Annotated in this window: 22 protein-coding genes; 7 read left to right on the top strand and 15 right to left on the bottom strand. The window is 64.1% G+C overall.

Translation table 11 applies throughout. The features are described 5' to 3' along the window. The first annotated feature begins 6 nt into the window (after window positions 1–6). Both H7993_RS17475 and lnt read left to right on the top strand, forming a co-directional pair. The gene (locus H7993_RS17475; RefSeq protein ID WP_122475507.1) at window positions 7–846 is read left to right on the top strand and encodes a CorC family transporter; all 840 of its coding nucleotides are present in this window, start codon (window positions 7–9) and stop codon (window positions 844–846) included. 33 nt (window positions 847–879) lie between these two features. Then, on the top strand, window positions 880–2,397 hold the full coding sequence (gene lnt / locus H7993_RS17470) for an apolipoprotein N-acyltransferase (RefSeq protein WP_185795145.1): 1,518 nt from the start codon (window positions 880–882) through the stop codon (window positions 2,395–2,397). A gap of 119 nt (window positions 2,398–2,516) precedes the next feature. Here the strand turns inward: lnt and H7993_RS17465 are convergent, their stop codons facing one another. Then, window positions 2,517–3,281, bottom strand: coding sequence for a YdcF family protein (locus tag H7993_RS17465; protein ID WP_185795144.1), 765 nt, complete (start codon window positions 3,279–3,281; stop codon window positions 2,517–2,519). Between the two features lie 59 nt (window positions 3,282–3,340). Further along, a complete protein-coding gene (locus H7993_RS17460; RefSeq protein WP_185795143.1) occupies window positions 3,341–3,679 on the bottom strand; it encodes a hypothetical protein in 339 nt (112 codons plus the stop codon). A gap of 250 nt (window positions 3,680–3,929) precedes the next feature. Here H7993_RS17460 and leuS point away from each other — a divergent pair, with 250 nt between their 5' ends. From leuS to H7993_RS17440, 4 genes are all read left to right on the top strand, one after another. After that, on the top strand, window positions 3,930–6,536 hold the full coding sequence (gene leuS, locus H7993_RS17455) for a leucine--tRNA ligase (RefSeq protein WP_185795142.1): 2,607 nt from the start codon (window positions 3,930–3,932) through the stop codon (window positions 6,534–6,536). A gap of 72 nt (window positions 6,537–6,608) precedes the next feature. Then, complete coding sequence (locus tag H7993_RS17450) at window positions 6,609–7,214, top strand: LPS-assembly lipoprotein LptE (protein WP_122475517.1); 606 nt, start codon at window positions 6,609–6,611, stop codon at window positions 7,212–7,214. Between the two features lie 74 nt (window positions 7,215–7,288). After that, window positions 7,289–8,326, top strand: coding sequence for a DNA polymerase III subunit delta (holA, locus tag H7993_RS17445; RefSeq protein ID WP_185795141.1), 1,038 nt, complete (start codon window positions 7,289–7,291; stop codon window positions 8,324–8,326). A gap of 253 nt (window positions 8,327–8,579) precedes the next feature. After that, window positions 8,580–9,899 (top strand): lytic murein transglycosylase, encoded by a 1,320-nt coding sequence (locus tag H7993_RS17440; RefSeq protein ID WP_185795140.1) that lies wholly within the window; start codon window positions 8,580–8,582, stop codon window positions 9,897–9,899. Window positions 9,900–9,933: 34 nt separating this feature from the next. Here the strand turns inward: H7993_RS17440 and H7993_RS17435 are convergent, their stop codons facing one another. The 13 genes from H7993_RS17435 to H7993_RS17375 all read right to left on the bottom strand — a co-directional run bounded on the left by H7993_RS17435 (window position 9,934) and on the right by H7993_RS17375 (window position 22,242). After that, the gene (locus H7993_RS17435) at window positions 9,934–10,845 is read right to left on the bottom strand and encodes a S66 peptidase family protein (protein WP_185795139.1); all 912 of its coding nucleotides are present in this window, start codon (window positions 10,843–10,845) and stop codon (window positions 9,934–9,936) included. A gap of 123 nt (window positions 10,846–10,968) precedes the next feature. Next, window positions 10,969–12,000, bottom strand: a complete 1,032-nt coding sequence (lipA, locus tag H7993_RS17430; protein WP_122475523.1) for a lipoyl synthase — start codon at window positions 11,998–12,000, stop codon at window positions 10,969–10,971. A gap of 1 nt (window position 12,001) precedes the next feature. Further along, complete coding sequence (gene lipB / locus H7993_RS17425) at window positions 12,002–12,649, bottom strand: lipoyl(octanoyl) transferase LipB (protein ID WP_185795138.1); 648 nt, start codon at window positions 12,647–12,649, stop codon at window positions 12,002–12,004. Then, entirely contained in the window at window positions 12,649–12,924 is a 276-nt protein-coding gene (locus tag H7993_RS17420) for a DUF493 domain-containing protein (protein ID WP_122475527.1), read from the bottom strand. The genes lipB and H7993_RS17420 overlap by 1 nt, the downstream gene beginning before the upstream one ends. Before the next feature lie 79 nt (window positions 12,925–13,003). Beyond that, a complete protein-coding gene (locus H7993_RS17415; protein ID WP_122475529.1) occupies window positions 13,004–14,164 on the bottom strand; it encodes a D-alanyl-D-alanine carboxypeptidase family protein in 1,161 nt (386 codons plus the stop codon). 121 nt (window positions 14,165–14,285) lie between these two features. Further along, entirely contained in the window at window positions 14,286–15,305 is a 1,020-nt protein-coding gene (locus tag H7993_RS17410; protein WP_122475531.1) for a septal ring lytic transglycosylase RlpA family protein, read from the bottom strand. After that, window positions 15,305–16,315: a lytic murein transglycosylase B gene (mltB, locus tag H7993_RS17405; protein ID WP_185795137.1), complete on the bottom strand. Its 1,011-nt coding sequence runs from the start codon at window positions 16,313–16,315 to the stop codon at window positions 15,305–15,307. Before mltB ends, H7993_RS17410 begins: the two co-directional genes overlap by 1 nt. Window positions 16,316–16,332: 17 nt before the next feature. Next, window positions 16,333–17,436 (bottom strand): rod shape-determining protein RodA, encoded by a 1,104-nt coding sequence (gene rodA / locus H7993_RS17400; protein WP_163007397.1) that lies wholly within the window; start codon window positions 17,434–17,436, stop codon window positions 16,333–16,335. Window positions 17,437–17,467: 31 nt separating this feature from the next. Beyond that, window positions 17,468–19,363, bottom strand: a complete 1,896-nt coding sequence (gene mrdA, locus H7993_RS17395) for a penicillin-binding protein 2 (RefSeq protein WP_122795465.1) — start codon at window positions 19,361–19,363, stop codon at window positions 17,468–17,470. A 15-nt stretch (window positions 19,364–19,378) separates the two neighbouring features. Then, a complete protein-coding gene (gene rlmH / locus H7993_RS17390; protein ID WP_185795136.1) occupies window positions 19,379–19,846 on the bottom strand; it encodes a 23S rRNA (pseudouridine(1915)-N(3))-methyltransferase RlmH in 468 nt (155 codons plus the stop codon). An 8-nt stretch (window positions 19,847–19,854) separates the two neighbouring features. Beyond that, entirely contained in the window at window positions 19,855–20,262 is a 408-nt protein-coding gene (rsfS, locus tag H7993_RS17385; protein WP_122795466.1) for a ribosome silencing factor, read from the bottom strand. 17 nt (window positions 20,263–20,279) lie between these two features. Further along, window positions 20,280–21,002, bottom strand: a complete 723-nt coding sequence (nadD, locus tag H7993_RS17380) for a nicotinate-nucleotide adenylyltransferase (RefSeq protein ID WP_185795135.1) — start codon at window positions 21,000–21,002, stop codon at window positions 20,280–20,282. Further along, window positions 20,971–22,242, bottom strand: a complete 1,272-nt coding sequence (locus tag H7993_RS17375) for a glutamate-5-semialdehyde dehydrogenase (protein ID WP_185795134.1) — start codon at window positions 22,240–22,242, stop codon at window positions 20,971–20,973. Before H7993_RS17375 ends, nadD begins: the two co-directional genes overlap by 32 nt. A 168-nt stretch (window positions 22,243–22,410) precedes the next feature. Between H7993_RS17375 and H7993_RS17370 the strand changes: the two genes are divergently transcribed. Continuing rightward, window positions 22,411–23,082 carry a DNA-3-methyladenine glycosylase gene (locus tag H7993_RS17370; RefSeq protein ID WP_185795133.1) on the top strand — a complete coding sequence of 224 codons (672 nt, stop codon included), beginning with the start codon at window positions 22,411–22,413 and terminating at the stop codon, window positions 23,080–23,082. Window positions 23,083–23,084: the final 2 nt, after the last annotated feature.

The following is a 23,084-nucleotide window of genomic DNA, read 5'->3' as shown; positions in this document are numbered from 1 at the left end:
AGGGCTATGAGCGAAGATCGATCGAGCAACGGGCAGAAGTCATGGTTGGGTAAACTGACCCAGGCTTTTGCCCATGAGCCCAAGAACCGCCAGGAACTGCTGGAACTGCTGCGCGAAGCGCACCAGAACAAGCTCCTGGACAGCGAAGCATTGACCATCGTGGAAGGCGCCATCCAGGTCGCCGACCTGCAAGTGCGCGACATCATGGTGCCGCGCTCGCAGCTGATCAGCATCAAGTCCACCCAGACGCTGCAGGAATTCCTGCCCGCGGTCATCGACGCTGCGCACTCGCGCTACCCGGTGGTCGGCGAGAATCACGACGACGTGATCGGCGTGCTGCTGGCCAAGGACTTGCTGCCGCTGATCCTGCAGAACGACCACGCGAACTTCAATATCAAGGACCTGCTGCGTCCGGCCACCTTCGTGCCCGAGTCCAAGCGCCTGAACGTGCTGCTGCGCGAGTTCCGCGCCAACCACAATCACATGGCCATCGTCATCGACGAATACGGCGGTGTGGCGGGCCTGGTGACCATCGAGGACGTGCTGGAACAGATCGTCGGCGACATCGAGGACGAGCACGACGTCGAGGAAGACAGCTACATCAAGCCGCTGCCCAGCGGTGACTTCCTGATCAAGGCGCTGACGCCGATCGAGAACTTCAACGAGTTCTTCGAAAGCCAGTTCTCAGACGACGAATTCGACACCGTCGGCGGCCTGGTGATGAGTGCCTTCGGCCATCTGCCCAAGCGCAACGAGACGACCGAGATCGGTGCCTATCGCTTTCGCATCCTCAATGCCGACAGCCGCCGCATCCATTTGCTGCGCCTTACGCCAATCGCTCGCTGAGGCCTCTGCCCAGACTCCTCGTTAAGGAAAATAATGCGCTGGATCACCCGCCCCGGCTGGCCCGGTAACCTGCTGGCCATGGCGGCCGGCGGGTTGACCCCGCTGTTCCTGGCCCCATTCGATATCTGGCCGCTGGCCCTGCTTTCGCTGGCCCTGTTCTACCTTGGTCTGCGCGAGTTGAAACCACGCCAGGCGCTGGGCCGTGGCTGGTGCTATGGCTTCGGCCTGTTCGGTGCCGGCACCAGCTGGATCTACGTCAGCATCCACACCTACGGCGGTGCGTCGGTGGTGCTGGCGGCGCTGCTGATGCTCGGCTTCGTCGCCGCCGTGGCACTGTTCTTCGCCCTGCCCGCCTGGGCCTGGGCGCGTTGGTTCCGGCGCACCGATGCGCCATTGGCCGACGCGCTTGCCTTCGCTGCCTTGTGGCTGGGCCAGGAAGCGTTCCGCGGCTGGTTTCTGACCGGTTTTCCCTGGCTCTACAGTGGCTACAGCCAGCTGCACGGCCCGCTCGCCGGCCTTGCACCCATGGGCGGCATGTGGCTGGTGTCCTTTGCCCTGGCCCTGAGCGCAGCGCTGTTGTGCAACCTGTCGCGCCTGCGCGAGCGCAAGCCGTTGTTGGCCGCAGGCGTGATCCTGCTGCTGGCGCCCTGGCTGTTGGGCCTGGCATTCAAGGGGCACGGGTGGACGGCACCCGCGGGCGAGCCACTCACGGTGGCCGCAGTGCAGGGCAACATTGCCCAGAGCATCAAATGGAACCCCGAAGCGGTCGACCATCAACTGCAGCTGTACCGCGACAAGACATTCGCCTCCAAGCCGGCGGATATCATCGTCTGGCCGGAAACGGCGGTGCCGGTGCTCATGGACTCGGCCCAGGGCTATCTGGCCGTGATGGGCCGGTTTGCCAGCGACCGTCATTCGGCGTTGATCACCGGCGTCCCCATTCGCCAGGTCGAGGACGGGCAGCGCCGGTTCTATAACGGCATCACCGTGGTGGGTGAAGGCGAAGGCCTGTATCGCAAGCAGAAGCTCGTACCCTTCGGTGAATACGTGCCCTTGCAGGATCTGCTGCGCGGCCTGATCGCGTTTTTCGACCTGCCCATGTCCGACTTCGCCCGCGGCCCGGCCGACCAGCCGTTGCTGCAGGCCAAGGGGTATCGGATCGCGCCGTTCATCTGCTACGAAGTGGTGTATCCGGAATTGGCGGCGAGCATGGCTGCGCGCAGCGACCTGCTGCTGACGATCAGCAACGACACCTGGTTCGGCACCTCGATAGGTCCGCTGCAACACCTGCAGATGGCGCAGATGCGCGCGCTGGAGGCCGGGCGCTGGATGATTCGCGCTACCAACAATGGGGTCACGGCGCTGATCGATCCGTTCGGCAGCATCACCACTCAGGTGCCGCAGTTCGAAGAGGCGGTGCTGTATGGGGAGGTGACGCCCATGCAGGGTTTGACGCCTTATCTATTGCTGCGCTCGTGGCCGATGACAGTAGTGTGCGTATTGCTGCTGGGTTGGGCGTTGCTGCGTAGAAGGGCTGCTGGCAGGGTTTGATGGCGTTTGTGCTGGCCTCTTCGCGGGCAGAGGCCGCTCCCACCGGTTCGTGTTGTAGCCCGTTCTTTGTGGGCGCGGGGCGGGCGGCGAGCCCTCTGCCCGCGAAGAGGCCCTCAAGATCACCGATAAAACATCTTGTACCCAACCAACCCCACCGCCTCGTTGAGCAGCTGGCCGTTCTGCCAGATGGCTTTGCTCTCAGGCAGCCAGCCTCCCAGCGGCCTTGCATTGTCGGCGCCCAGGAACCCCACCGGTGCCGGCACCACTTCCAACCCGTTCTGCTCGAAGCTCCAGCGCGAGCGCTGCATGTGCCAGGCCTGGGTCACCACCACCACACGCTTGATGCCATGCTGGGCAAGCAGTTCGGCGCTGAACCGGGCGTTCTCCCAGGTCGTGCGGCTGCGCTCTTCCATCCAGCGCGCGGAAGTGCCGAAATCGTCGCGCAACGACTGCGCCATGATCCACGCTTCGCTGGGCGGCGAGCCGAAGTGCAAGCCTCCGGACGTCAGCACCGGCAACCCGGATGCCTTGGCCAGCCGCGCCGCATAGCGAACCCGCTCGAGCGCGACGCCGGTGGGCTGGTCGATGCCGTCCCAGGCCGGGTCGCCGCGCTCGCGACCGGCGCCGAGAATGACGATGGCGTCGGCACGCTGCGCCAGGCTGCTCCACGCTTGCACAGGCAGTGCCGGCTGGTCTTCCAGCCAGCCGGCCGCACCCTGCACCACCACCGGCAGGCTCATCAACCACAGCCCGCCCAGCCCGACCACGAAACAGGCCCCGGCCAGGCGCGGCCAACGACGGCGCAGCCACCAGCCGGCCAACAATAGGACGAGAAAGATACCGGGGGGCAATAACAGCTGTTTGAGCACAAAGCGGGAAAACATCGGGCATCTCCAGAAGATGCCCGAAGCCTAAGGGTTGCCACGATGACGAACAACTGCCGTCACGACTTTCCCGAATACCCGTGACCGTGCTTGCCGATTGGCGAACGGCGCCGATCGTGCTCGTGCAGCCAGTACACTTTCGCCGACGGCTTCAGCGCAGGCGCGACCGGGGCCGGAGCCGGAGCCTGGGGCTCGACGCAGACGCGTTCGCCACAGGCTTGCAGGTAGGCATCGATCAGTTCGTATTCGGCCCGGCTCAAACCGCGCAACTCCAGTTCCGCAGGTTTTTCATCGCGCAGGCGCACCGCAGTGCGGGCCACATCCAGGGCTAGCCCCAAGCGGTCGATGAGTCGCTCGTAGACATCGGGCTGCGTGGCTTTGATAGGCGGCTCCAGCATTCGCTCACCTCACTTGAGAAAAAACGTTCTTTGCTTCATCAGCTTAGCGCTGGCTGGAAAATCAGCCGGTTGCAGCGACCAACGGAATGCGTCAAGTGCCTGCCACTTCCCGGCAGCTGCAATCAAGGTTTCCCTCGATAGAGGGGGGTCATGTATGCTACGGCGTTTAATATCATCGTACCTTGCCAACAGGCTCAGCCTATTTAGCAGCTGCCGGATAAGGTCACCCATTTCTCAGCGCAAAGTAGCCATGCACGAACTCTATCAGCCCCGCGAAATCGAAGCCGCCGCCCAGTCTTTCTGGGATGCGAAGAAGTCTTTTGAAGTGAGTGAACAGCCAGGCAAGGACACGTACTACTGCCTGTCGATGTTCCCCTACCCCAGCGGCAAACTGCACATGGGGCACGTGCGCAACTACACCATCGGCGACGTGATCGCGCGCTACCAGCGCATGCAGGGCAAGAACGTCCTGCAGCCGATGGGCTGGGATGCGTTCGGCATGCCGGCGGAAAACGCGGCCATGAAGAACAACGTCGCGCCGGCCAAGTGGACCTACGAAAACATCGCCTACATGAAGACCCAGCTCAAGAGCCTGGGCCTGGCCATCGACTGGTCGCGCGAAGTCACCACCTGCAAGCCCGACTACTATCGCTGGGAGCAGTGGCTGTTCACCCGCCTGTTCGAAAAAGGCGTGATCTACCGCAAGAACGGCACCGTGAACTGGGACCCGGTCGACCAGACGGTACTGGCCAACGAGCAGGTCATCGACGGTCGTGGCTGGCGTTCGGGCGCGCTGATCGAGAAGCGCGAAATACCGATGTACTACTTCAAGATCACTGCATACGCCGATGAGCTGCTGGAAAGCCTCGACGAACTGCCGGGCTGGCCGGAACAGGTCAAGACCATGCAGCGCAACTGGATCGGCAAGTCCAAGGGCATGGAAGTCCAGTTCCCTTACCACCAGGCCTCCATTGGCGAAGCCGGCACGCTGAAGGTTTTCACCACCCGTCCCGACACGCTGATGGGCGCCACCTACGTGGCCGTCGCTGCGGAGCACCCCCTGGCCACCCTGGCAGCACGCTCCGATTCTGCGCTGCAGGCGTTCATCGACGAGTGCAAGAGCGGCAGCGTGGCCGAGGCCGACGTGGCCACCCAGGAAAAACGCGGGATGCCGACCACGCTGTTCGTCGAGCACCCGCTCAGTGGCGAGAAGCTGCCAGTCTGGGTCGCCAACTACGTACTGATGCACTACGGCGACGGCGCGGTCATGGCCGTGCCGGCCCACGACGAGCGCGACTTCGAGTTCGCCTTGAAGTACGACCTGCCGATCAAGCCGGTGGTGCGCACCAGCGCAGGCGACCTGACGCCTGCGCCGTGGCTGGCTGCCTACAACGAGCACGGTCCGCTGATCAACTCCGGCGACTTCGACGGGCTCGATTTCGAAGGCGCTTTCGATGCCATCGAAGTGGCCTTGATCAAGAAGGACCTGGGCAAGTCGCGTACCCAGTTCCGCCTGCGCGACTGGGGCATCAGCCGCCAGCGCTACTGGGGCTGCCCGATTCCGATCGTGCACTGCGACGCCTGCGGCGACGTGCCGGTCCCGGAAGATCAACTGCCGGTCGTGTTGCCCGAAGACGTCGTCCCCGATGGCGCCGGTTCGCCGTTGGCGCGCATGCCCCAGTTCTACGAGTGCAGCTGTCCAAAATGCGGCGCGCCGGCCAAGCGCGAAACCGACACCATGGACACCTTCGTGGAATCGTCCTGGTACTTCGCCCGCTACGCATCGCCGCATTATGAAGGCGGCATGGTCGACCCCGCAGCGGCGAACCATTGGCTGCCCGTGGACCAGTACATCGGCGGTATCGAGCACGCGATCCTGCACCTGCTGTACGCACGCTTCTTCCACAAGCTGATGCGCGACGAAGGCCTGGTCAGCTCCAACGAGCCGTTCAAGAACCTGCTCACTCAGGGCATGGTCATCGCCGAAACCTACTACCGTCTCGAAGCCAACGGCAGCAAGACCTGGTTCAACCCGGCCGACGTCGAATTGGTACGCGATGCCAAGGCCAAGATCATCTCGGCCAAGCTCATCAGCGACGGCCTGCCGGTGGAAATCGGCGGCACCGAGAAGATGGCCAAGTCGAAGAACAACGGCGTCGACCCGCAATCGATGATCGACCAGTACGGCGCCGACACCTGCCGCCTGTTCATGATGTTCGCCTCGCCACCCGACATGAGCCTGGAATGGTCCGACTCCGGCGTGGAAGGCTCGCACCGCTTCCTCAAGCGCGTCTGGCGTCTGGCCCAGGCCCATGTTGGCCAGGGTTCGCACGCGCCCCTCGACGTCGCCGCGCTCGATGACGAGCAGAAGGCCATTCGCCGCGCCATTCACCTGGCGATCAAGCAGGCCAGCCAGGACGTGGGCCAGAACCACAAGTTCAACACGGCCATCGCCCAGGTGATGACCCTGATGAACGTGCTGGAAAAAGCCCCGCAGGCCACCGACCAGGACCGTGCCTTGCTGCACGAGGGCCTGGAAGCCGTGACCTTGCTGCTGGCGCCGATCACTCCGCACATCAGCCATGAGCTGTGGCAGCAACTGGGCCACACAGACGCCGTGATCGACGCCAACTGGCCGACGCTGGACGAATCGGCGCTGGTGCAGGACAGCCTGCAGCTGGTCATCCAGGTCAACGGCAAGCTGCGTGGGCAGATCGACATGCCTGCCAGCGCCAGCCGCGAAGAGATCGAAGCCGCCGCACGGGTCAACGAGAACGTGCTGCGTTTCACCGACGGCCTGACCATCCGCAAGGTCATCGTCGTACCGGGTAAACTGGTCAACATCGTCGCCAGCTGATCGACCGGCGCCCGTTTCATCGGGCGCCCGTCAAGCACGCCACAGCCAACAAGGTTTCAAGGGAGCAACAAGATGATCAAACGCAATCTGCTGGTTATGGGCCTGGCTGTCCTGCTGAGCGCCTGTGGTTTCCAGCTCCGGGGTACCGGCACCAACCAGCTGGCCATCAAGGAACTCAACCTCACTGCCCGCGACGCCTACGGCCAGACCGTGGTGCAACTGCGCAAGGCGCTGCAGGGCAGCGGCGTCAACGTGGCCAGCGGCGCTCCATACACCCTGGACCTGGTGGACGAGCGTGGCGACCAGCGCACGGCCAGCTACAGCGGTTCGGCGCGCTCGTCCGAGTACGAGTTGAGCAACACGCTGCAGTACGAGATCCGCGGGCAGAACAACCTGACGCTGCTCAACGACAAGCTCGAAGTGCAGAAGGTTTACGTTCACGACGGCAACAACCTGACCGGCTCCGATCAGGAGGCGAGCCAGGTGCGCCGTGAAATGCGCAACGAACTGGTGCAGCGCATGATGCTGCGTCTGCAGCAGATCACCCCTGCACAGCTGGAAAAGCTCCAGGTGGACGCCAACGCCCGTGCCAAGGCTGAAGCCGACGCTGCTGCCGAAGCTCAGCGCGTGATGGATTCGACGCCACAGCAGTCGCCGATCCAGATTCCCAACCAGTAAGGCAGACAAGGGCGCTCAGGCGCCCTTTTCGCTGTCATTGCCCCCGTGAAGATTTGAATCCTGTCGATGCGTCCATGAAGATCAGCCCCGCCCAACTCGGCAAGCACCTGCAAGGGCCGCTCGCGCCCGTCTACGTGGTGAGTGGCGACGATCCGCTGCTCTGTCAGGAGGCGGCCGACGCCATTCGCGCGGCGGCGCGCCAGCAGGGCTTCGACGAGCGCCAGGTGTTCAGCGCCGACAACAATTTCGATTGGGGCACGCTGCTGCAGGCCGGCGCCAGCCTGTCGCTGTTCGCCGAGCGACGCCTGCTGGAACTGCGCCTGCCGTCGGGCAAGCCAGGCGACAAGGGCGCTGCAGCGCTGATCGAGTATTGCTCGCGGCCTGCCGAAGATACCGTGCTGTTGATCAGCCTGCCCAAACTGGACGGCAGTGCGCAGAAAACCAAGTGGGGCAAGGCGCTGGTGGAGGGCGCGCAGACCCAGTTCGTGCAGATCTGGCCGGTCGATGCGCAGCAGTTGCCGCAGTGGATCCGCCAGCGCCTGGCCCAGGCTGGGCTGGCTGCGCAACCGGATGCGGTCGAGCTGATCGCCGCTCGGGTGGAAGGCAACCTGTTGGCGGCGGCGCAGGAAATCGAGAAACTCAAGCTGCTCGCCGAGGGCAATCAGATTACCCTGGAGACGGTGCAATCGGCGGTTGCCGACAGCGCCCGATTCGACGTGTTCGGCCTTATCGACGCGATCCTCAACGGCCAGGCCGAACACGCCTTGCGCATGCTCGAAGGGCTGCGTGGCGAGGGTGTCGAGCCACCCGTCATTCTCTGGGCGCTGGCCCGTGAGCTGCGCTTGCTGGCCAGCCTGTCGCAGCAGTACAGCCAGGGCGTACCGTTGGACAAGGCCTTCAGCCAGGCCCGTCCGCCAGTGTGGGACAAGCGCAAGCCATTGATGAGCAAGGCTCTGCAGCGGCATTCGGCGCTGCGCTGGGCACAGCTGCTGCAGGATGCGCAGCGCATCGACGCGCAGATCAAGGGCCAGGCGCCTGGGTCGGTATGGATAGGCCTGTCGCGGTTGTCGTTGCTGATGGCCGGCCAACGGCTGAGCCTGCCCGCAGAATAGCAGCGCCCGCTCCCACAGGTGACCTGCGGTGTGTCTGCGAAAGCGGCGGGCGGTATGGCTGGTCAACCGCGCCGAACCCTTCGCGGCCGATGACCGCTCCTACAGGGTGACCGTGATCCCCGTAGGAGCGGTCCGTGGCCGCGAAAGCTGCACTGCGGTCTGTCGGGGTGATCGCTGACAAGGCTAAACCCATGCTACTGATTCGGCTGGCATGTTAAGGTTTGCCTCTGCCCCGAAAGCCCTGGACTTGTGAATGTCTTCTCGTCGTACCTCAGGCTGGCCCATGCGCCAGTTCGCCGTGACTACCTGCCTGGCCTTGCTGGTTGCCTGCGCGGAAAAACCCACCGTCGCCGATACCCTGCCCGCCCACATCGTCCAGCCTGCGTTGCCGGTACCCATGGCGCCCGCGCCGAGCAGCGTCGACACTCCGGTGCTGCCCACCCAGACATTCGCCGAATGGCAGCAGGGCTTTCGTCAGCAAGCCCTGCGCAGCGGCGTCGACGCGCAGCTGTTCGACCGCGCCTTCGAGGGCGTCACACCGGACATGAGCGTGATCAAGGCCGATCGCAGCCAGCCCGAATTCAGCCGCCCGGTATGGGAATACCTCGACGGGGCGATCTCCCCGACCCGCCTGCGCCGTGGTCAGGCCATGCTCGAGCAGTACGCCGACGTGCTCTCGAGCATCGAACAGCGCTACGGCGTCGAACGCCAGGTACTGGTTGCCGTATGGGGCATGGAAAGCAGCTTCGGCCAGATCCAGGGTGACAAATCGGTAATCCGCTCATTGGCGACCCTGGCCTACGAAGGCCGTCGCCCCGAATTCGCCCAGAGCCAGCTGCTGGCGGCGTTGCAGATCCTGCAGAACGGCGACATCCAGCCCGACCGCATGCTGGGTTCGTGGGCCGGTGCCATGGGCCAGACGCAGTTTATTCCCACCACCTACAATTCCCATGCCGTGGACTTCGACGGCGATGGCCGGCGCGACATCTGGAACAGCGCCGCCGATGCCCTCGCCTCCACCGCCCACTACCTGCAGAGTTCGGGCTGGCAGAGCGGCCAGACGTGGGGGCTGGAAGTGCGCCTGCCCGAGGGCTTCGACTACGCCCTGGCCGACGGCAACAGCCGCAGGCCGGTCAGCGAATGGCAGCGCCTGGGCGTTGCGGCGATGCCCGGCGGCACAGTCCCGGCGGGCAGCGAAAATGCCGCAGCAGCGCTGCTTCTGCCGGCGGGCTACCGGGGCCCGGCCTTCCTGGTCTTCGACAATTTCCGCGCGATCCTCAAGTACAACAATTCCTCGTCCTACGCGTTGGGCGTAAGCCTCCTGGCGCAGCGCCTGCAGGGGTCGGGCTACATCCAAGGCACCTGGCCCAAGGATGACATGCCACTTACGCGCACCGAACGCATCGAGCTGCAGAGCCTGTTGAGCGCACGCAACCACGATGCTGGCGCTGCGGACGGCATCATCGGTGCCAATACCCGCAAGGCCATCCGCAGTGCCCAGCAAGCCATGGGCTGGCCAGCCGACGGGTACCCGACCCACAAGCTGCTCGAGGCGCTGCGTACGCAACAGTGAGCGCGCTGACCTGCACGGGTGGCCCAGGCCTCGCCTAGGCCACCACATCCTGCTCCAGCCAGACCTGCTGCGCAGTGGCATCCAGCCTGACCTGCACGCCAAACGGCAAGGTCAGGTTCGGGTCGCAGTGGCCACTGCGCCAGCCAGCCAGGACCGGGATACCCTCGGCCTGGAACGTCTCGAGCAGCAACGGGGTCATCTGCTCGACAGCGATTCCGGCGAAGTCTCCAACGATCACGCCCTGCACGCCCTTCAGCTTGCCTGCCAGACGCAGGTGAGTCAGAAAGCGATCCACGCGGTACAAGGGCTCGTTGACGTCTTCGATGAACAGCACGATGCCATCACCGGGAAGCTCGTACGGCGTGCCGAGCGTGGCACTGATCATGGCCAGGTTACCGCCCATCAAGCAACCCTGGGCCTGCCCCGGCACTACCGTGGTCAACGGCCACTCGGGCGGATGACGCAGCAGGTCACCTGCGCCGATCTCGCCACGCAGCGCCTGCCACAGCGAAGATTCGGTAGGCGCTCGCTTCTGCGTCAGCAGATCGGCCTTGAACAGTGGCCCATGGAAGGTGACGAACCGGGCGTGGCGAGCGATGGCCAGATGCAGCGCGGTGATATCGCTGTAGCCAACCAATGGCTTGGGGTGTCGCGCCAGCAGCGCGAAGTCGATCTTGTCTAGCAGGCGGGGGGTGCCATAGCCACCGCGCAGGCAAAGAACGGCGTCTACCTCGGGGTCGGCGAAAGCGTCGTGAAGGTCTTGCACACGGGCTTCATCGCTGCCGGCCAGGTAACCCTGAGCCAGCGCGACACCGGGGTAGATGCGCAGCGTATAGCCACGCGCGCGGCCCCAGGCACAGGCTGCCTCTACGTCCAGCTCGATGGGACCGGCGGGCGCGATCAAGGCGATCGTGCCGTGGTCGGGCAGGCGTGGGGGTAATCGCATGGTCGAAATTCTCAATCCAGGCAGGAACGAGCGGCGCGCCCTGCCCTCAGGCTATGCAGCGCGTGGACGCGCTTCACGGGCAGATGGCTCGCCACTCGCCCCGCGCCCACATGATCTAGTCGATCAAAGCTTGATCTTGGCTTCGTGCGCCTGCTGATCGGCGTGGTACGAGGAACGCACCAACGGCCCGGAGGCGACGTTCTTGAAGCCCATCTTGTGGCCCTCTTCGGCGAACCAGGCAAAGATGTCCGGATGCACGAAGCGCTGTACCGGCAGGTGACTGCGCGAAGGCTGGAGGTACTGGCCCAGGGTCAGCATGTCGATGTTGTGCTCGCGCATGCGCTGCATCACCTCGATCACTTCCTCGTCGGTCTCGCCCAGACCCAGCATCAGGCCCGACTTGGTCGGCACGTGAGGCACCAGCTCCTTGAACTTCTGCAGCAGGGTCAGCGACCACTGGTAGTCAGAACCAGGGCGCGCAGCCTTGTACAGGCGCGGCACGGTTTCCAGGTTGTGGTTGAACACATCCGGCGGCTCCTGCGCGGTAATGGCCAGGGCCACGTCCATGCGCCCACGGTAGTCGGGGACCAGGGTTTCCAGCTGCACGCCCGGCGACAGCTTGCGGATTTCCCGCAGGCAGTCGGCGAAGTGCTGGGCACCGCCGTCGCGCAGGTCGTCACGGTCCACCGAGGTGATCACCACGTACTTGAGGCGCAGGTCGGCGATGGCCACGGCCAGGTTCATCGGCTCGTCGGCATCCAGTGCCTTGGGGCGACCATGGCCGACGTCGCAGAACGGGCATCGGCGGGTGCAGATGTCACCCATGATCATGAAAGTCGCGGTACCACCGGAGAAGCATTCACCCAGGTTGGGGCAGGAGGCTTCTTCGCAGACACTGTGCAGCTTGTGCTTGCGCAGCAGTTGCTTGATCCGGTCGACCTCGGGAGACACCGGGATGCGTACCCGGATCCAGTCGGGCTTCTTCGGCAGCTCTTCGGTGGGGATGATCTTTACCGGGATGCGCGCGACCTTTTCGGCACCGCGCAGCTTGACGCCCGCCTCGACCCTGGGCCGTGGCGCATTGGCCTTGGGCGCACCCTCGGCGAGGTTCTGCAGGGGGATCAGCGTTTGCACAGCTTCTGTCGCGGTAGTCATATCAGTCGATTCCGCCCGTAAGGGTCGTCTGCTCAACATAGTCGAGGTGCTTGACCAGCTGCGCTCGCAGCCTTGCACTGACCTCGGCAAATTCAAGGGGTGCGACATGATCGCACATCTGCGTCATCGGCAGGCCGGCATATCCACATGGATTTATCCGCCGGAACGGCGCAAGGTCCATGTCGACGTTCAACGCCAGCCCATGGAACGAACAACCGCGGCGGATACGCAAGCCCAGCGACGCGATCTTCGCCCCTTCCACGTACACCCCGGGTGCATCCGCACGGGCGGCAGCCTGCACGCGGTAGGAGGCCAGCAGATCGATCAGGGTGTGCTCCATGCGAGTGACCAGCTCTCGCACCCCGTAGCCCAGCCGGCGCACGTCCAGCAACAGGTACACGACCAACTGCCCGGGACCGTGGTAGGTCACCTGGCCGCCGCGGTCGACCTGCACCACCGGGATCTCGCCGGGCACCAGCAGATGCTCGGCCTTGCCGGCCTGGCCCTGGGTGAACACGGCCGGGTGCTGGACCAGCCAGACCTCATCGGCAGTCTCTGAATCGCGCTGGTCGGTGAACCGCTGCATCGCGTGCCATACCGGCTCGTAAGGCAACGGGCCGAGTTCGCGAAACCCCAGGCATTGCGGCATCACAGCACCATTTTGACGATGCCGGTGGCGCGCAGCTCACTGTTGATGTTGTAGAGCTGCTCCTGGCCGGTGGCCAGGATATGCAGCTGCAACGTGGTGTAGTTACCGTTGCTGCTCTGGCGCTCGGCATTCTTGTCGTGATTGACGGCTGCGTGCTTTTCGACGATCTGCACCACCGTGTCGCGAAAGCCCACACCGGTATCGCCGATGATCTTGATCGGGTAGTCGGCGCAGGGAAATTCGATTTTCGGCTCTTTTACTTCGGTATCGGTCATGGCGATGACGGCCTCGGGTAAACCGTGAAAACGACAACGCCCTCGCCTGTTGCAAAGGCGAGGGCGCGCGGTCGCGATATCAGTTGAACAAGCCGTAGAAGAATAGACGAACGCTATCCCATACGCGGCGGAAAATACCACCTTCCTGTACATCGTCCAGCGCGATCAGGTCGGTGGTCTGAACGATCTTGTCACCGTTCTTCACTTCGACCTTGCCGATCACGTCGCCCTTGGCGATAGGCGCGGTCAGCTGTGGATTCATGGTCATGCTCGCAGCCAGGTTCTTCAACTGGCCCTTGGGCAGGGTCATGGTCAGGTCTTCGGCCAGGCCGGCCTTGATTTCGCGGATGTCGCCTTTCCACACCGGTGCCTTGGCCAGCTCGGTGCCCTTCTGGTAGAAGGTCTGGGTTTCATAGAAGCGGAAGCCGTAGGTCAGCAGCTTCTGGGTTTCGGCAGCGCGGGCCTGCTCGCTGTTGGTGCCGAAGACCACGGCGATCAGGCGCATGCCGTCACGTACGGCCGAGGACACCATGCAGTAGCCGGCTTCTTCGGTATGGCCGGTCTTCAGGCCGTCGACGGTCTTGTCGCGCCACAGCAGCAGGTTGCGGTTGGGCTGCTTGATGTTGTTCCAGAAGAACTCCTTCTGCGAGTAGATCGCATAGTGAGCCGGGTCTTCGTGAATGATGGCACGGGCCAGTACCGCCATGTCGTGGGCCGTGGAGTAATGCTCGGGGTTCGGCAGGCCGGTCGGGTTCATGAAGTGGCTGTTGGTCATGCCCAGCTTGCCAGCCGTGGTGTTCATCATGTCGGCGAAGGCGTCTTCGCTGCCGGCGATGTGCTCGGCGAGCGCCACCGAAGCGTCGTTGCCCGACTGGATGATGATGCCGTGCAGCAGGTCGCTGACCGATACCTGGGTACCGACCTTGATGAACATCCGCGAACCGCCGGTGCGCCAGGCGTTTTCGCTGACGGTGACCGGGTCGTTCTCGCCGATCTGGCCACGACGGATTTCCAGGGTCGCGATGTACGCGGTCATCAGTTTGGTCAGGCTGGCTGGCGGCAGACGCTGGTCGCCGTTGTTTTCAACCAGCACGTTACCGCTGGAAGCTTCCATCAGCACGTAGGATTTGGCAGCCAGTTGCGGCGGCGCTGGCATCATCTGATCTGCCGCCCAAGCGGCAGGGGCGATGATCAGCGGTACAAGCAGGCACAGGCGTTTGGCAAGTGTGGTGATGTTCATCCGTCTCTCGAAATTGCTGATGGGCACATGCCCTTGCGGGCAGTCTTGTTGTGGGCGGCGGCCCGGTGTCGCACGCCCGTTGCCGGGCGCTCATTGCAGCGCCGCCCGCAGGCGGCGCGGTTCAATCCAGTGTCACCAATTTGGGCACGCCAAGATTGGCCATGCGCACGTTGTCCTGAATCTGCTGGGCTTCACCCTGGGAATTGATCGGTCCCAGGCGTACCCGATAGAACGTCTGCTGGTTGACGGCGATCTGGCTGGTGAAAGCCGGCGCGCTCACCATCGAGCTCAGCTTGGAACGCAGCAGCTCCGCAGCGTCGGGGTTGGCGAACGCTCCCACCTGGAGATACAGGCCAGACGCTTGTGCAGAACCGTTTTTTTTTGCGTCCATCTGCACCGGCAGCGTGGCGACCGCGTGTTGCTGCGGCGGCGGCGTGTATTGCTCGACCGTACCAGCCGACGGCGTGATGTTGGGCCGGGCCTGCGCCACCACCGGGCCCTGGTTGAGCACCAGTGGCGCCGGACGGCCGCGCTGCGCCCACCATTCCTGCGGGTCGATACCTTCGACACGTACCCGCGCCGTACCCGTTTCGGCGTAGCCCAGCTTTTTCGCCGCGGCATAGGACAGGTCGATGATGCGGTCGGAGTAGAACGGCCCGCGATCATTGACCCGCAGCACCACGCTGCGGCTGTTGTCCAGGTTGGTCACGCGTACATAGCTGGGCAGCGGCAGGGTCTTGTGCGCCGCGCTCATGCCATACAGGTCGTAGACCTCACCGTTGGCGGTGTTCTGGCCATGGAACTTGGTGCCGTACCATGACGCCGTGCCGGTCGCCTGATACTGACGCGACTCGGCAATCGGAAAGTAGGTCTTGCCCAATACCGTGTAGGGATTGGCCTTGTACGGTCCGGTGTGCAGGGTGGGCACGGCGTCGGGAATCTTCGACACGTCGACGTCCCACCACGGCGCGCCGTCCTTGTGTGCCCGGTTGATGTTCAGCCCAGGCATGGCTTTGACGGTCGGGCCGGACTGCTTCACGGTACGCGACGGCGGCGGCGTCGATGAGCAACTGGCGAGCAGCAGGCCCAAGGCCGCGCAGGCCGCGATGGCGGAGGATGTATGTATCGGCATTGCCCGCATTACTTGACGCCCCGTGCTTGAACCAGCGATTCCGACAGTTGGTGCACAGCCATGGCGTACATCACACTGCGGTTATAGCGAGTGATTGCATAGAAATTCTTCAGGCCCAGCCAATATTCCGGGCCCTCGGCGCCCTGCAGGCGAAAGGCGGTCACCGGCAGGTCATCGCGTAGCGCATCATGACTCGACCAGCCCAGCGCCCGCAACTGCCCGACATTCTTGACCGGGTCGATGCCCGGGCTCAAGCCGTCGTCGACCTGCGGGCCGGAAACGCCGGCACGGCTGACCACCGGTTGACCGGCCACCCAGCCATGCTCCTTGAAATAGCTGGCAACACTGCCGATGGCGTCATCGGGGTTGGTCCAGATGTTGATGTGACCGTCGCCGTCGAAATCCACCGCGTAGGCGCGGAAGCTGCTGGGCATGAACTGCGGCAGGCCCATGGCGCCGGCGTACGAACCCTTGAGGGTCAGTGGGTCGAGCTGTTCGTCGCGGGCCAGCAGGAAGAACTCGCGCAGCTCCTTGCGGAAGAATGCCGCGCGTGGCGGGTAATCGAAGCTCAAGGTAGACAACGCGTCGATCACCCGGAAATTGCCGGTGTTGCGACCAAAGAAGGTTTCGACACCGATGATCGCGACGATGACCTGCGCCGGTACGCCGTATTCGCGTTCCGCACGGGCCAGCACCGCTTCGTGCTGGCGCCAGAAATCCACGCCGCGGGCGATGCGCGCATCGGTGATGAACATCGGCCGATACTCGCTCCACGGCTTGACCCGTTCGGCGGGACGCGAGATCGCGTCCAGAATCGACTGCTTGCGCTCGACTTCCCTGAACACTTCGTTCAACTGCTCGCTGGCGAAGCCATAGTCGCGGGTCATTTCACCAATGAACTGGGTCACCTGGGGCGAGCCACCGTAGTCGCCGGCGCTGGCATGCTGTGCCGACCCCAACAGGCCCATCAGGCCGATCCAGGGAACGTTCCGAGCTGCCCAGCTACGCATTACTTGCATGCAATTGCTCACCTTATTCAAACCTGTGCGATCCACTTGCGATGGGTGTGGATCGACATCAAAACGCCAAACGCTGACAGCAGGGTCACCAGCGAAGTTCCGCCGTAGCTAATGAAAGGCAACGGCACCCCCACCACCGGCAGCAGGCCACTGACCATACCGATATTGACGAAAACGTAAACAAAAAAAGTCATGGTCAAGCTGCCGGCGAGCAACTTTCCGTACAGGGTCTGGGCCTGCGCGGTGATCACCAGCCCACGGCCGATCAGCAGCAGATAGATCAACAGCAGCGCGCAGATACCGACCAGGCCGAACTCCTCGCCGAGCACCGCGATGATGAAGTCGGTGTGGCTTTCGGGGAGGAAGTCCAGGTGCGACTGGGTGCCCAGCAGCCAGCCCTTGCCGAACACGCCACCCGAACCGATCGCCGCCTTGGACTGGATGATGTTCCAGCCGGTACCCAGCGGGTCGCTCTCCGGGTCGAGAAAGGTCAGGATCCGCTGCTTCTGGTAGTCGTGCATGATGAAGAACCACATGCCGACCGCCACCGGCACCGCCGCTGCCAGCACGCTGGCGATCCAGCGCCAGCGCAGCCCGGCCATGAACAGCACGAAGGAGCCGGAAGCCAGGATCAGCAGTGACGTGCCGAGGTCTGGCTGGCGCACGATCAGCGCAAAGGGAATGCCTATCAGGGCCAGGCTCACCACCACGTGCTTGAGGGTCGGCGGCAGGGTCCGCTTGGCCAGGTACCAGGCGATGGTCGCCGGCATGATGATCTTCATGAACTCCGAGGGCTGGAAGCGGATGACCCCGGGGATGTTGATCCAGCGCGTGGCGCCCATGGCGTTGTGGCCCATGACGTCCACTACCACCAGCAGTATCACCCCGGTCACGTAGGCCAGGGGCACCCAGCGCGCCATGAAACGCGGTTCGAGCTGGGCGATGACGAACATCGACACCAGGCCCAGGCCGAAGGACGTGGCCTGCTTGATCAGCAGGTCCCAGTTCTTGCCGCTGGCCGAATAGAGGACGAACAGGCTGCCCGCCGCCAGGGTCAGCAGCAGGATCAGCAACGGGCCGTCGATGTGAATGCGCTGCAAAAATGTTGCGCGGCGACGCATCACATCCTCACTGGAGAGGATGCGGTCGAAATTACTCTTCAAGGGCGGTGATCTCCGCGCCCGTGGCGCTGGCGTATTCGGGTTTCAACTGGCCGTCGGGGCCGAGCAGCCAGGCGTCCATGATCTGGCGCACCACCGGCGCCGCCACGCCCGAGCCGGACTCGCCGTTCTCGACCATGACCGAGACCACGATGCGCGGGTTGTCCGCGGGCGCGAAGCCGACGAACAAGGCATGGTCGCGATGGCGCTCCTGGACCTTGCTGCGGTCGTACTTCTCGCCTTGGCGAATGGCGACGACCTGGGCCGTACCGGACTTGCCGGCGATTCGGTACTTGGCACCGATGGCAGCCTTGCGCGCGGTACCGCGGGCACCCTGCATGACCTGCTCCATGCCGTGGGTGACCTTGGCCCAGTCGGACGGATTGCGCAGCACGATGTCGGGCACCGGATTCTCGTCCACCGGCGGCACGCCTTCGATGGTGCGCGCCAGCCGCGGGCGGTTCCACTTGCCCTTGTTGGCGACCAGGGCGGTGGCCTGGGCCAGTTGCAGCGGCGTGGCCTGCATGTAGCCCTGACCAATGCCCAGAATGAGCGTTTCGCCGGGGAACCAGGCTTGCCGGCGGGTCTTGCGTTTCCATTCGCGCGAGGGCATCAGGCCCGGCGACTCTTCGAACATGTCCAGCGAAACCTTCTGGCCGATGCCGAACTGGCCCATGTAGTTGTCCAGCTTGTCGATGCCCAGCTTGTGCGCCAGGTCATAGAAATAGGTGTCGTTGGAACGCATGATGGCGGTGTCCAGGTCTACCCAGCCATCGCCTGTGCGGTTCCAGTTGCGGTATTTATGGTCGTAGTTGGGCAGTTGATAGAAGCCTGGGTCGAACACCCGCGACCCGGCATTGATCACGCCTGAGTCCAGCCCGGCGATCGCCACCGCAGGCTTGATCGTCGAGCCGGGCGGATACAGGCCGCGCAACACACGGTTGAACAGCGGCCGGTCGATGGAATCGCGCAGGTCGGCATAGGCCTGGAAACCGATGCCGGTGACGAACAGGTTGGGGTCGAAGCTGGGCTGGCTGACCATTGCCAGCACCTCCCCGGTGCGCGGGTCCATCGCCACGATCGCGCCGCGACGGCCGCCCAGCGCCTCTTCGGCGGCTTCCTGCAACTTGATGTCCAGGCTCAGGACGATGTCCTTGCCCGGTTTCGGATCGGTGCGCTTGAGCACCCGCAGCACGCGACCGCGAGCGTTGGTCTCGACTTCCTCGTAGCCCACCGTGCCGTGCAGTTCCGGCTCGTAGAAGCGCTCGATGCCGGTCTTGCCGATATGGTGCGTGCCGCTGTAGTCCACCGGATCCAGGGTCTTGAGCTCCTTCTCGTTGATGCGCCCGACATAGCCCACCGAGTGCGCGAAATGCGCCCCCTGCGGGTAATGCCGTACCAACTGCGCGACCACCTCCACACCCGGCAGGCGAAACTGGTTCACCGCGACCCGGGCGATCTGCTCTTCGTTGAGTTCGAAGAGGATCGGTACCGGTTCGAACGGCCGGCGGCCCTGCTTCATGCGACGCTCGAACAGCTGCCGGTCTTCGTCGCTGAGCTCCAGCACCTCGACAATGGTATCGAGTACCTGACGCCAGTCACCGGAGCGTTCGCGGGTCATGCTCAGGCTGAAGCTGGGGCGGTTGTCGGCCACGACCACGCCGTTGCGGTCGAAGATCAGCCCACGGGTGGGGGGTATCGGCTGCACATGCACCCGATTGTTCTCCGAAAGCGTGGAGTGATATTCGTACTGGATCACCTGCAGGAAATACAGGCGCGCGATCAGCACGCAGATGAGAACCAGGATGGCCGCTGCACCGACCACGACGCGGCTGCGCACGGTGCGCGCGTCTTTCTCATGGTCCTTGAGGCGAATCGGCTGGGACATCGGCTGGTTTACGGCCTATTTGTGATAAGGGTGCCCGGACAGCACGGTCCAGGCGCGATACAGCTGTTCACCGATAAGTATCCGTACCAGCGGGTGAGGCAAGGTCAGCGGCGACAGCGACCAGCGCTGCTCGGCACGGGCGCAGACTTCCGGCGCCAGCCCCTCGGGGCCACCGACCATGAAGTTCACCGTGCGCGAGTCCAGGCGCCAGCGATCCAGTTCCACCGCCAACTGCTCGGTGCTCCAGGGCTTGCCGTGCACTTCCAGGGTAACGATGCGCTCCCCCGGACCGACCTTGGCCAGCATCGCTTCGCCTTCCTGGCGGATAAAGCGGGCCACGTCGGCATTCTTGCCGCGGGTATTGAGCGGGATTTCGACCAGGTCCAGTGCCAGCTCGGCGGGCAGACGCTTGGCATATTCATGCCAGCCTTCTTCCACCCACTTGGACATGCGCGAACCCACCGCGATCAGACGCAGACGCATGGCCCAGGCTACTCTTGGTCGTTAAGAGCCTGGTTGCCAGGGGTGTGGTGCGCGGCGCTGGCGGCACGGCTCTGCTCGGCACCCTGCCACAGGCGTTCCAGGTCGTAGAACTGGCGCGCGGCAGCGGTCATCATGTGCACCACGACGGTGTCCAGGTCCAGCAGCACCCAGTCGCTGTCGCCCGCGCCTTCTTCGCCCAGCGGCTTGACGCCCTTGGCTTTGACCAGCTCGCGCACCTTTTCGCGCATGGCGCTGATCTGGCGGTTGGAGGTACCGGTGGCGATCACCATGAAGTCGGTGATGCTGTTCTTGTCACGCACGTCGATGACCAGGATGTCCTGAGCCTTGACGTCTTCGAGGGCGAGCTGGGTCAGCTCGACGATTTCTTCAGCGGGGATTGCTTGCTTATTGCTCATAAAAAAACTCGTTCAGTTCAATTGGACGCACGGTACAGCCCGTGCGCCTCGATGTAGGCCAATACTGCGTCGGGCACCAGGAAACGTACCGACTTGCCGCTGGCCAGCAGTTGACGGATCTGGGTGGCCGACACCGCGAGCGGTGCCTGCCAGACGAAAGTAATCTGCCCGCAGGCCCCCTTGAGGGCTTGCGGGTCGCTGATGGAACGCGCCGCCACCAGGTTGCGCAAGGCATCCGGCAGCTCGGTGTCCGCATCAGGTCGCTGCAACACGACGATGTGGCAGTGTTGCAGCAGTTCTTCCCAGCGGTACCAGGAGGGCAAGCCACAAAAGGCATCCCACCCCAGCAGCAGGAGCAACTGGTCCTGCGGGTCGAGCTCGGCACGCATCGACACCAGCGTGTCGAGGGTGTACGACGGTTTGTCGCGCGCCAGTTCACGGTCATCCACGGTCAGGGGCGCCAGCCCCTCTACTGCGGCCCGCACCATGGCCAGACGCTGCTCGGCCGATACCTGCGGCTGGTCGCGATGCGGCGGCCGGGCGCTGGGCACCAATCGCAGATCGTCCAGGCCCAGGGCCTCGACCACTTCCACGGCGCCGCGCAGATGACCGATGTGTACCGGGTCGAAGGTACCGCCCAGCACGCCGATTCGACGTGCAGTGCGCGATTGTACAGCGTAGGGACCGGGCCGGTTCGGTGCGGTCAACTCAGACCGGCTCCTGGCCGCGTAACTGGCCATCGCCGATCACCACGTATTTCTCGCAGGTCAGGCCTTCGAGGCCCACCGGGCCGCGGGCGTGGATCTTGTCGGTGGAAATGCCGATCTCGGCACCCAGGCCATATTCGAAACCATCGGCGAAACAGGTCGGCGCGTTGACCATCACGGACGCGGAGTCGACTTCGGCAACGAATCGACGGGCATGGCCCTGCTGCTCGGTGACGATCGCATCGGTGTGATGGGAGCCATGCTGGTTGATGTGTTCGATGGCCTCGTCCAGGCCGTCGACCACCCGAATGGACAGGATGGCGGCCAGGTACTCGGTGTTCCAGTCTTCTTCGCTGGCCGGTACGGCTTCGATCAGGTCGCGGGTGCGCGGGCAACCGCGCAGCTCGACGCCTTTCTCGCGGAACTGCGCCGCCATCGGCGGCAGGAAACTCGCCGCCACCGACTGGTCGACCAGCAGCGTTTCCATGGCGCCGCAGATGCCGTAGCGATAGGTCTTGGCGTTGAAAGCGATGCGTTGCGCCTTGGCCAGGTCGGCGCCAGCGTCGACGAACACGTGGCAGATGCCGTCCAGGTGCTTGATCACCGGCACCTTGGCATCACGACTGACCCGCTCGATCAGCCCTCGCCCGCCCCTTGGCACGATGATATCGACGTACTCGGGCATGCTGATCAGCGCGCCGACCGCGGCGCGGTCGGTGGTGTCCACGACCTGTACCACGGCGGCGGGCAGGCCGGCTTCGGCGAGGCCGCGCTGGATGCAGGTGGCGATGGCACGATTGGAGTGGATGGCCTCGGAGCCGCCACGCAAAATGGTGGCGTTACCCGACTTCAGGCACAGGCTGGCCGCGTCTATGGTCACGTTGGGCCGCGACTCGTAGATGATGCCGACCACGCCCAGCGGCACGCGCATCTTGCCGACCTGGATGCCCGAGGGCCGGTAGCTCATGTCGCGGATCGCCCCGACCGGATCCGGCAGGCTGGCCACCTGGCGCAGGCCGACGATCATGCCGTCGATGCGCGCAGGGGTCAGCGCCAGGCGCTCGAGCATGGCCGCGTCCAGGCCATTGGCGCGACCGGCTGCCAAATCCTGCTCGTTGGCGGCAACCAGTTCGGCACGGGCGCTGTCCAAGGCACTGGCCGCCGCCTGCAGGGCGCGATTCTTCTGCGCGGTGCTGGCACGGCCAATGACCCGCGAGGCTTCACGGGCAGCGCGACCCAGGCGGGTCATGTAGTCAAGAACGGACTCGGTCATGGTCTCTGTGGTCTTGGCAAAGAGGAAAGCGGCTGATTATAGCTGTCACGTACGCCCACTAACAGCGGTGACGGGCGGATGGTCGAAAACACCTCTTTAAACATATGTCCGCGGGCCTCACCGATGTGCAATTGCTATCATCCACCGCGACACCGAATGGACCCCGTTATGTTCAACCCGTTGCCCGATGCCTTTTTCGACACCGACGCGCAATCCCTCGCCCGTGCATTGCTGGGCAAGGTGATCCGCCACCGTCAGGGTCCGTACTGGTTGTCGGCGCGCATCATCGAAACCGAGGCGTATTACGTCACGGATCGCGGCAGCCATGCATCGCTGGGTTATACCCACAAACGCCGCGCGCTGTTCCTCGAAGGCGGGCACATCTATATGTACTACGCCCGTGGCGGCGACTCGCTGAACTTCAGCGCGCAAGGTCCGGGCAACGCGGTGCTGATCAAGTCCGCCTACCCCTGGCTCGACGCGCACACCGGCGACGATGCCTTCGCCCGGATGCAGCTCAACAACCCCGACGCCAGCGGCCTGCCGCGCCCGGCCCAGCGCCTGTGCGCCGGGCAGACCCTGCTGTGCAAGGCCCTGGGGCTGAAGGTACCGGTGTGGGACGCCCAGCGCTTCGACACTGAACAGCTATTCGTCGACGACGTCGGCGCCGATGTCCCGCACATCCTGCAGACCACCCGCCTGGGTATTCCCCTGGGTCGCGACGAACACCTGCCGTACCGCTTCGTGGATGCCGGCTACGCCCGTTTCTGCACACGCAACCCCCTGCGTCGCGGCCAGCAAGAAGGCCGCGACTACTTTTCGATCTTTCAAGGAACCTGACT

The organism is Pseudomonas baltica (assembly GCF_014235765.1).
GTDB lineage: Bacteria > Pseudomonadota > Gammaproteobacteria > Pseudomonadales > Pseudomonadaceae > Aquipseudomonas > Aquipseudomonas baltica.
The sequence above is the reverse complement of the archived record's forward strand: the minus strand, read 5'-3'. Positions and strand labels throughout refer to the sequence as shown.

What these genes read in the sequence shown, in the direction of transcription:
- H7993_RS17475 (WP_122475507.1), top strand. Translation starts at nt 7, where the DNA reads ATGAGCGAAGATCGATCGAGCAACGGGCAGAAGTCATGGTTGGGTAAA.
- lnt (WP_185795145.1), top strand. Translation starts at nt 880, where the DNA reads ATGCGCTGGATCACCCGCCCCGGCTGGCCCGGTAACCTGCTGGCCATG.
- H7993_RS17465 (WP_185795144.1), bottom strand. Translation starts at nt 3,281, where the DNA reads ATGTTTTCCCGCTTTGTGCTCAAACAGCTGTTATTGCCCCCCGGTATC.
- H7993_RS17460 (WP_185795143.1), bottom strand. Translation starts at nt 3,679, where the DNA reads ATGCTGGAGCCGCCTATCAAAGCCACGCAGCCCGATGTCTACGAGCGA.
- leuS (WP_185795142.1), top strand. Translation starts at nt 3,930, where the DNA reads ATGCACGAACTCTATCAGCCCCGCGAAATCGAAGCCGCCGCCCAGTCT.
- H7993_RS17450 (WP_122475517.1), top strand. Translation starts at nt 6,609, where the DNA reads ATGATCAAACGCAATCTGCTGGTTATGGGCCTGGCTGTCCTGCTGAGC.
- holA (WP_185795141.1), top strand. Translation starts at nt 7,289, where the DNA reads ATGAAGATCAGCCCCGCCCAACTCGGCAAGCACCTGCAAGGGCCGCTC.
- H7993_RS17440 (WP_185795140.1), top strand. Translation starts at nt 8,580, where the DNA reads ATGTCTTCTCGTCGTACCTCAGGCTGGCCCATGCGCCAGTTCGCCGTG.
- H7993_RS17435 (WP_185795139.1), bottom strand. Translation starts at nt 10,845, where the DNA reads ATGCGATTACCCCCACGCCTGCCCGACCACGGCACGATCGCCTTGATC.
- lipA (WP_122475523.1), bottom strand. Translation starts at nt 12,000, where the DNA reads ATGACTACCGCGACAGAAGCTGTGCAAACGCTGATCCCCCTGCAGAAC.
- lipB (WP_185795138.1), bottom strand. Translation starts at nt 12,649, where the DNA reads ATGCCGCAATGCCTGGGGTTTCGCGAACTCGGCCCGTTGCCTTACGAG.
- H7993_RS17420 (WP_122475527.1), bottom strand. Translation starts at nt 12,924, where the DNA reads ATGACCGATACCGAAGTAAAAGAGCCGAAAATCGAATTTCCCTGCGCC.
- H7993_RS17415 (WP_122475529.1), bottom strand. Translation starts at nt 14,164, where the DNA reads ATGAACATCACCACACTTGCCAAACGCCTGTGCCTGCTTGTACCGCTG.
- H7993_RS17410 (WP_122475531.1), bottom strand. Translation starts at nt 15,305, where the DNA reads ATGCGGGCAATGCCGATACATACATCCTCCGCCATCGCGGCCTGCGCG.
- mltB (WP_185795137.1), bottom strand. Translation starts at nt 16,315, where the DNA reads ATGCAAGTAATGCGTAGCTGGGCAGCTCGGAACGTTCCCTGGATCGGC.
- rodA (WP_163007397.1), bottom strand. Translation starts at nt 17,436, where the DNA reads ATGCGTCGCCGCGCAACATTTTTGCAGCGCATTCACATCGACGGCCCG.
- mrdA (WP_122795465.1), bottom strand. Translation starts at nt 19,363, where the DNA reads ATGTCCCAGCCGATTCGCCTCAAGGACCATGAGAAAGACGCGCGCACC.
- rlmH (WP_185795136.1), bottom strand. Translation starts at nt 19,846, where the DNA reads ATGCGTCTGCGTCTGATCGCGGTGGGTTCGCGCATGTCCAAGTGGGTG.
- rsfS (WP_122795466.1), bottom strand. Translation starts at nt 20,262, where the DNA reads ATGAGCAATAAGCAAGCAATCCCCGCTGAAGAAATCGTCGAGCTGACC.
- nadD (WP_185795135.1), bottom strand. Translation starts at nt 21,002, where the DNA reads ATGGCCAGTTACGCGGCCAGGAGCCGGTCTGAGTTGACCGCACCGAAC.
- H7993_RS17375 (WP_185795134.1), bottom strand. Translation starts at nt 22,242, where the DNA reads ATGACCGAGTCCGTTCTTGACTACATGACCCGCCTGGGTCGCGCTGCC.
- H7993_RS17370 (WP_185795133.1), top strand. Translation starts at nt 22,411, where the DNA reads ATGTTCAACCCGTTGCCCGATGCCTTTTTCGACACCGACGCGCAATCC.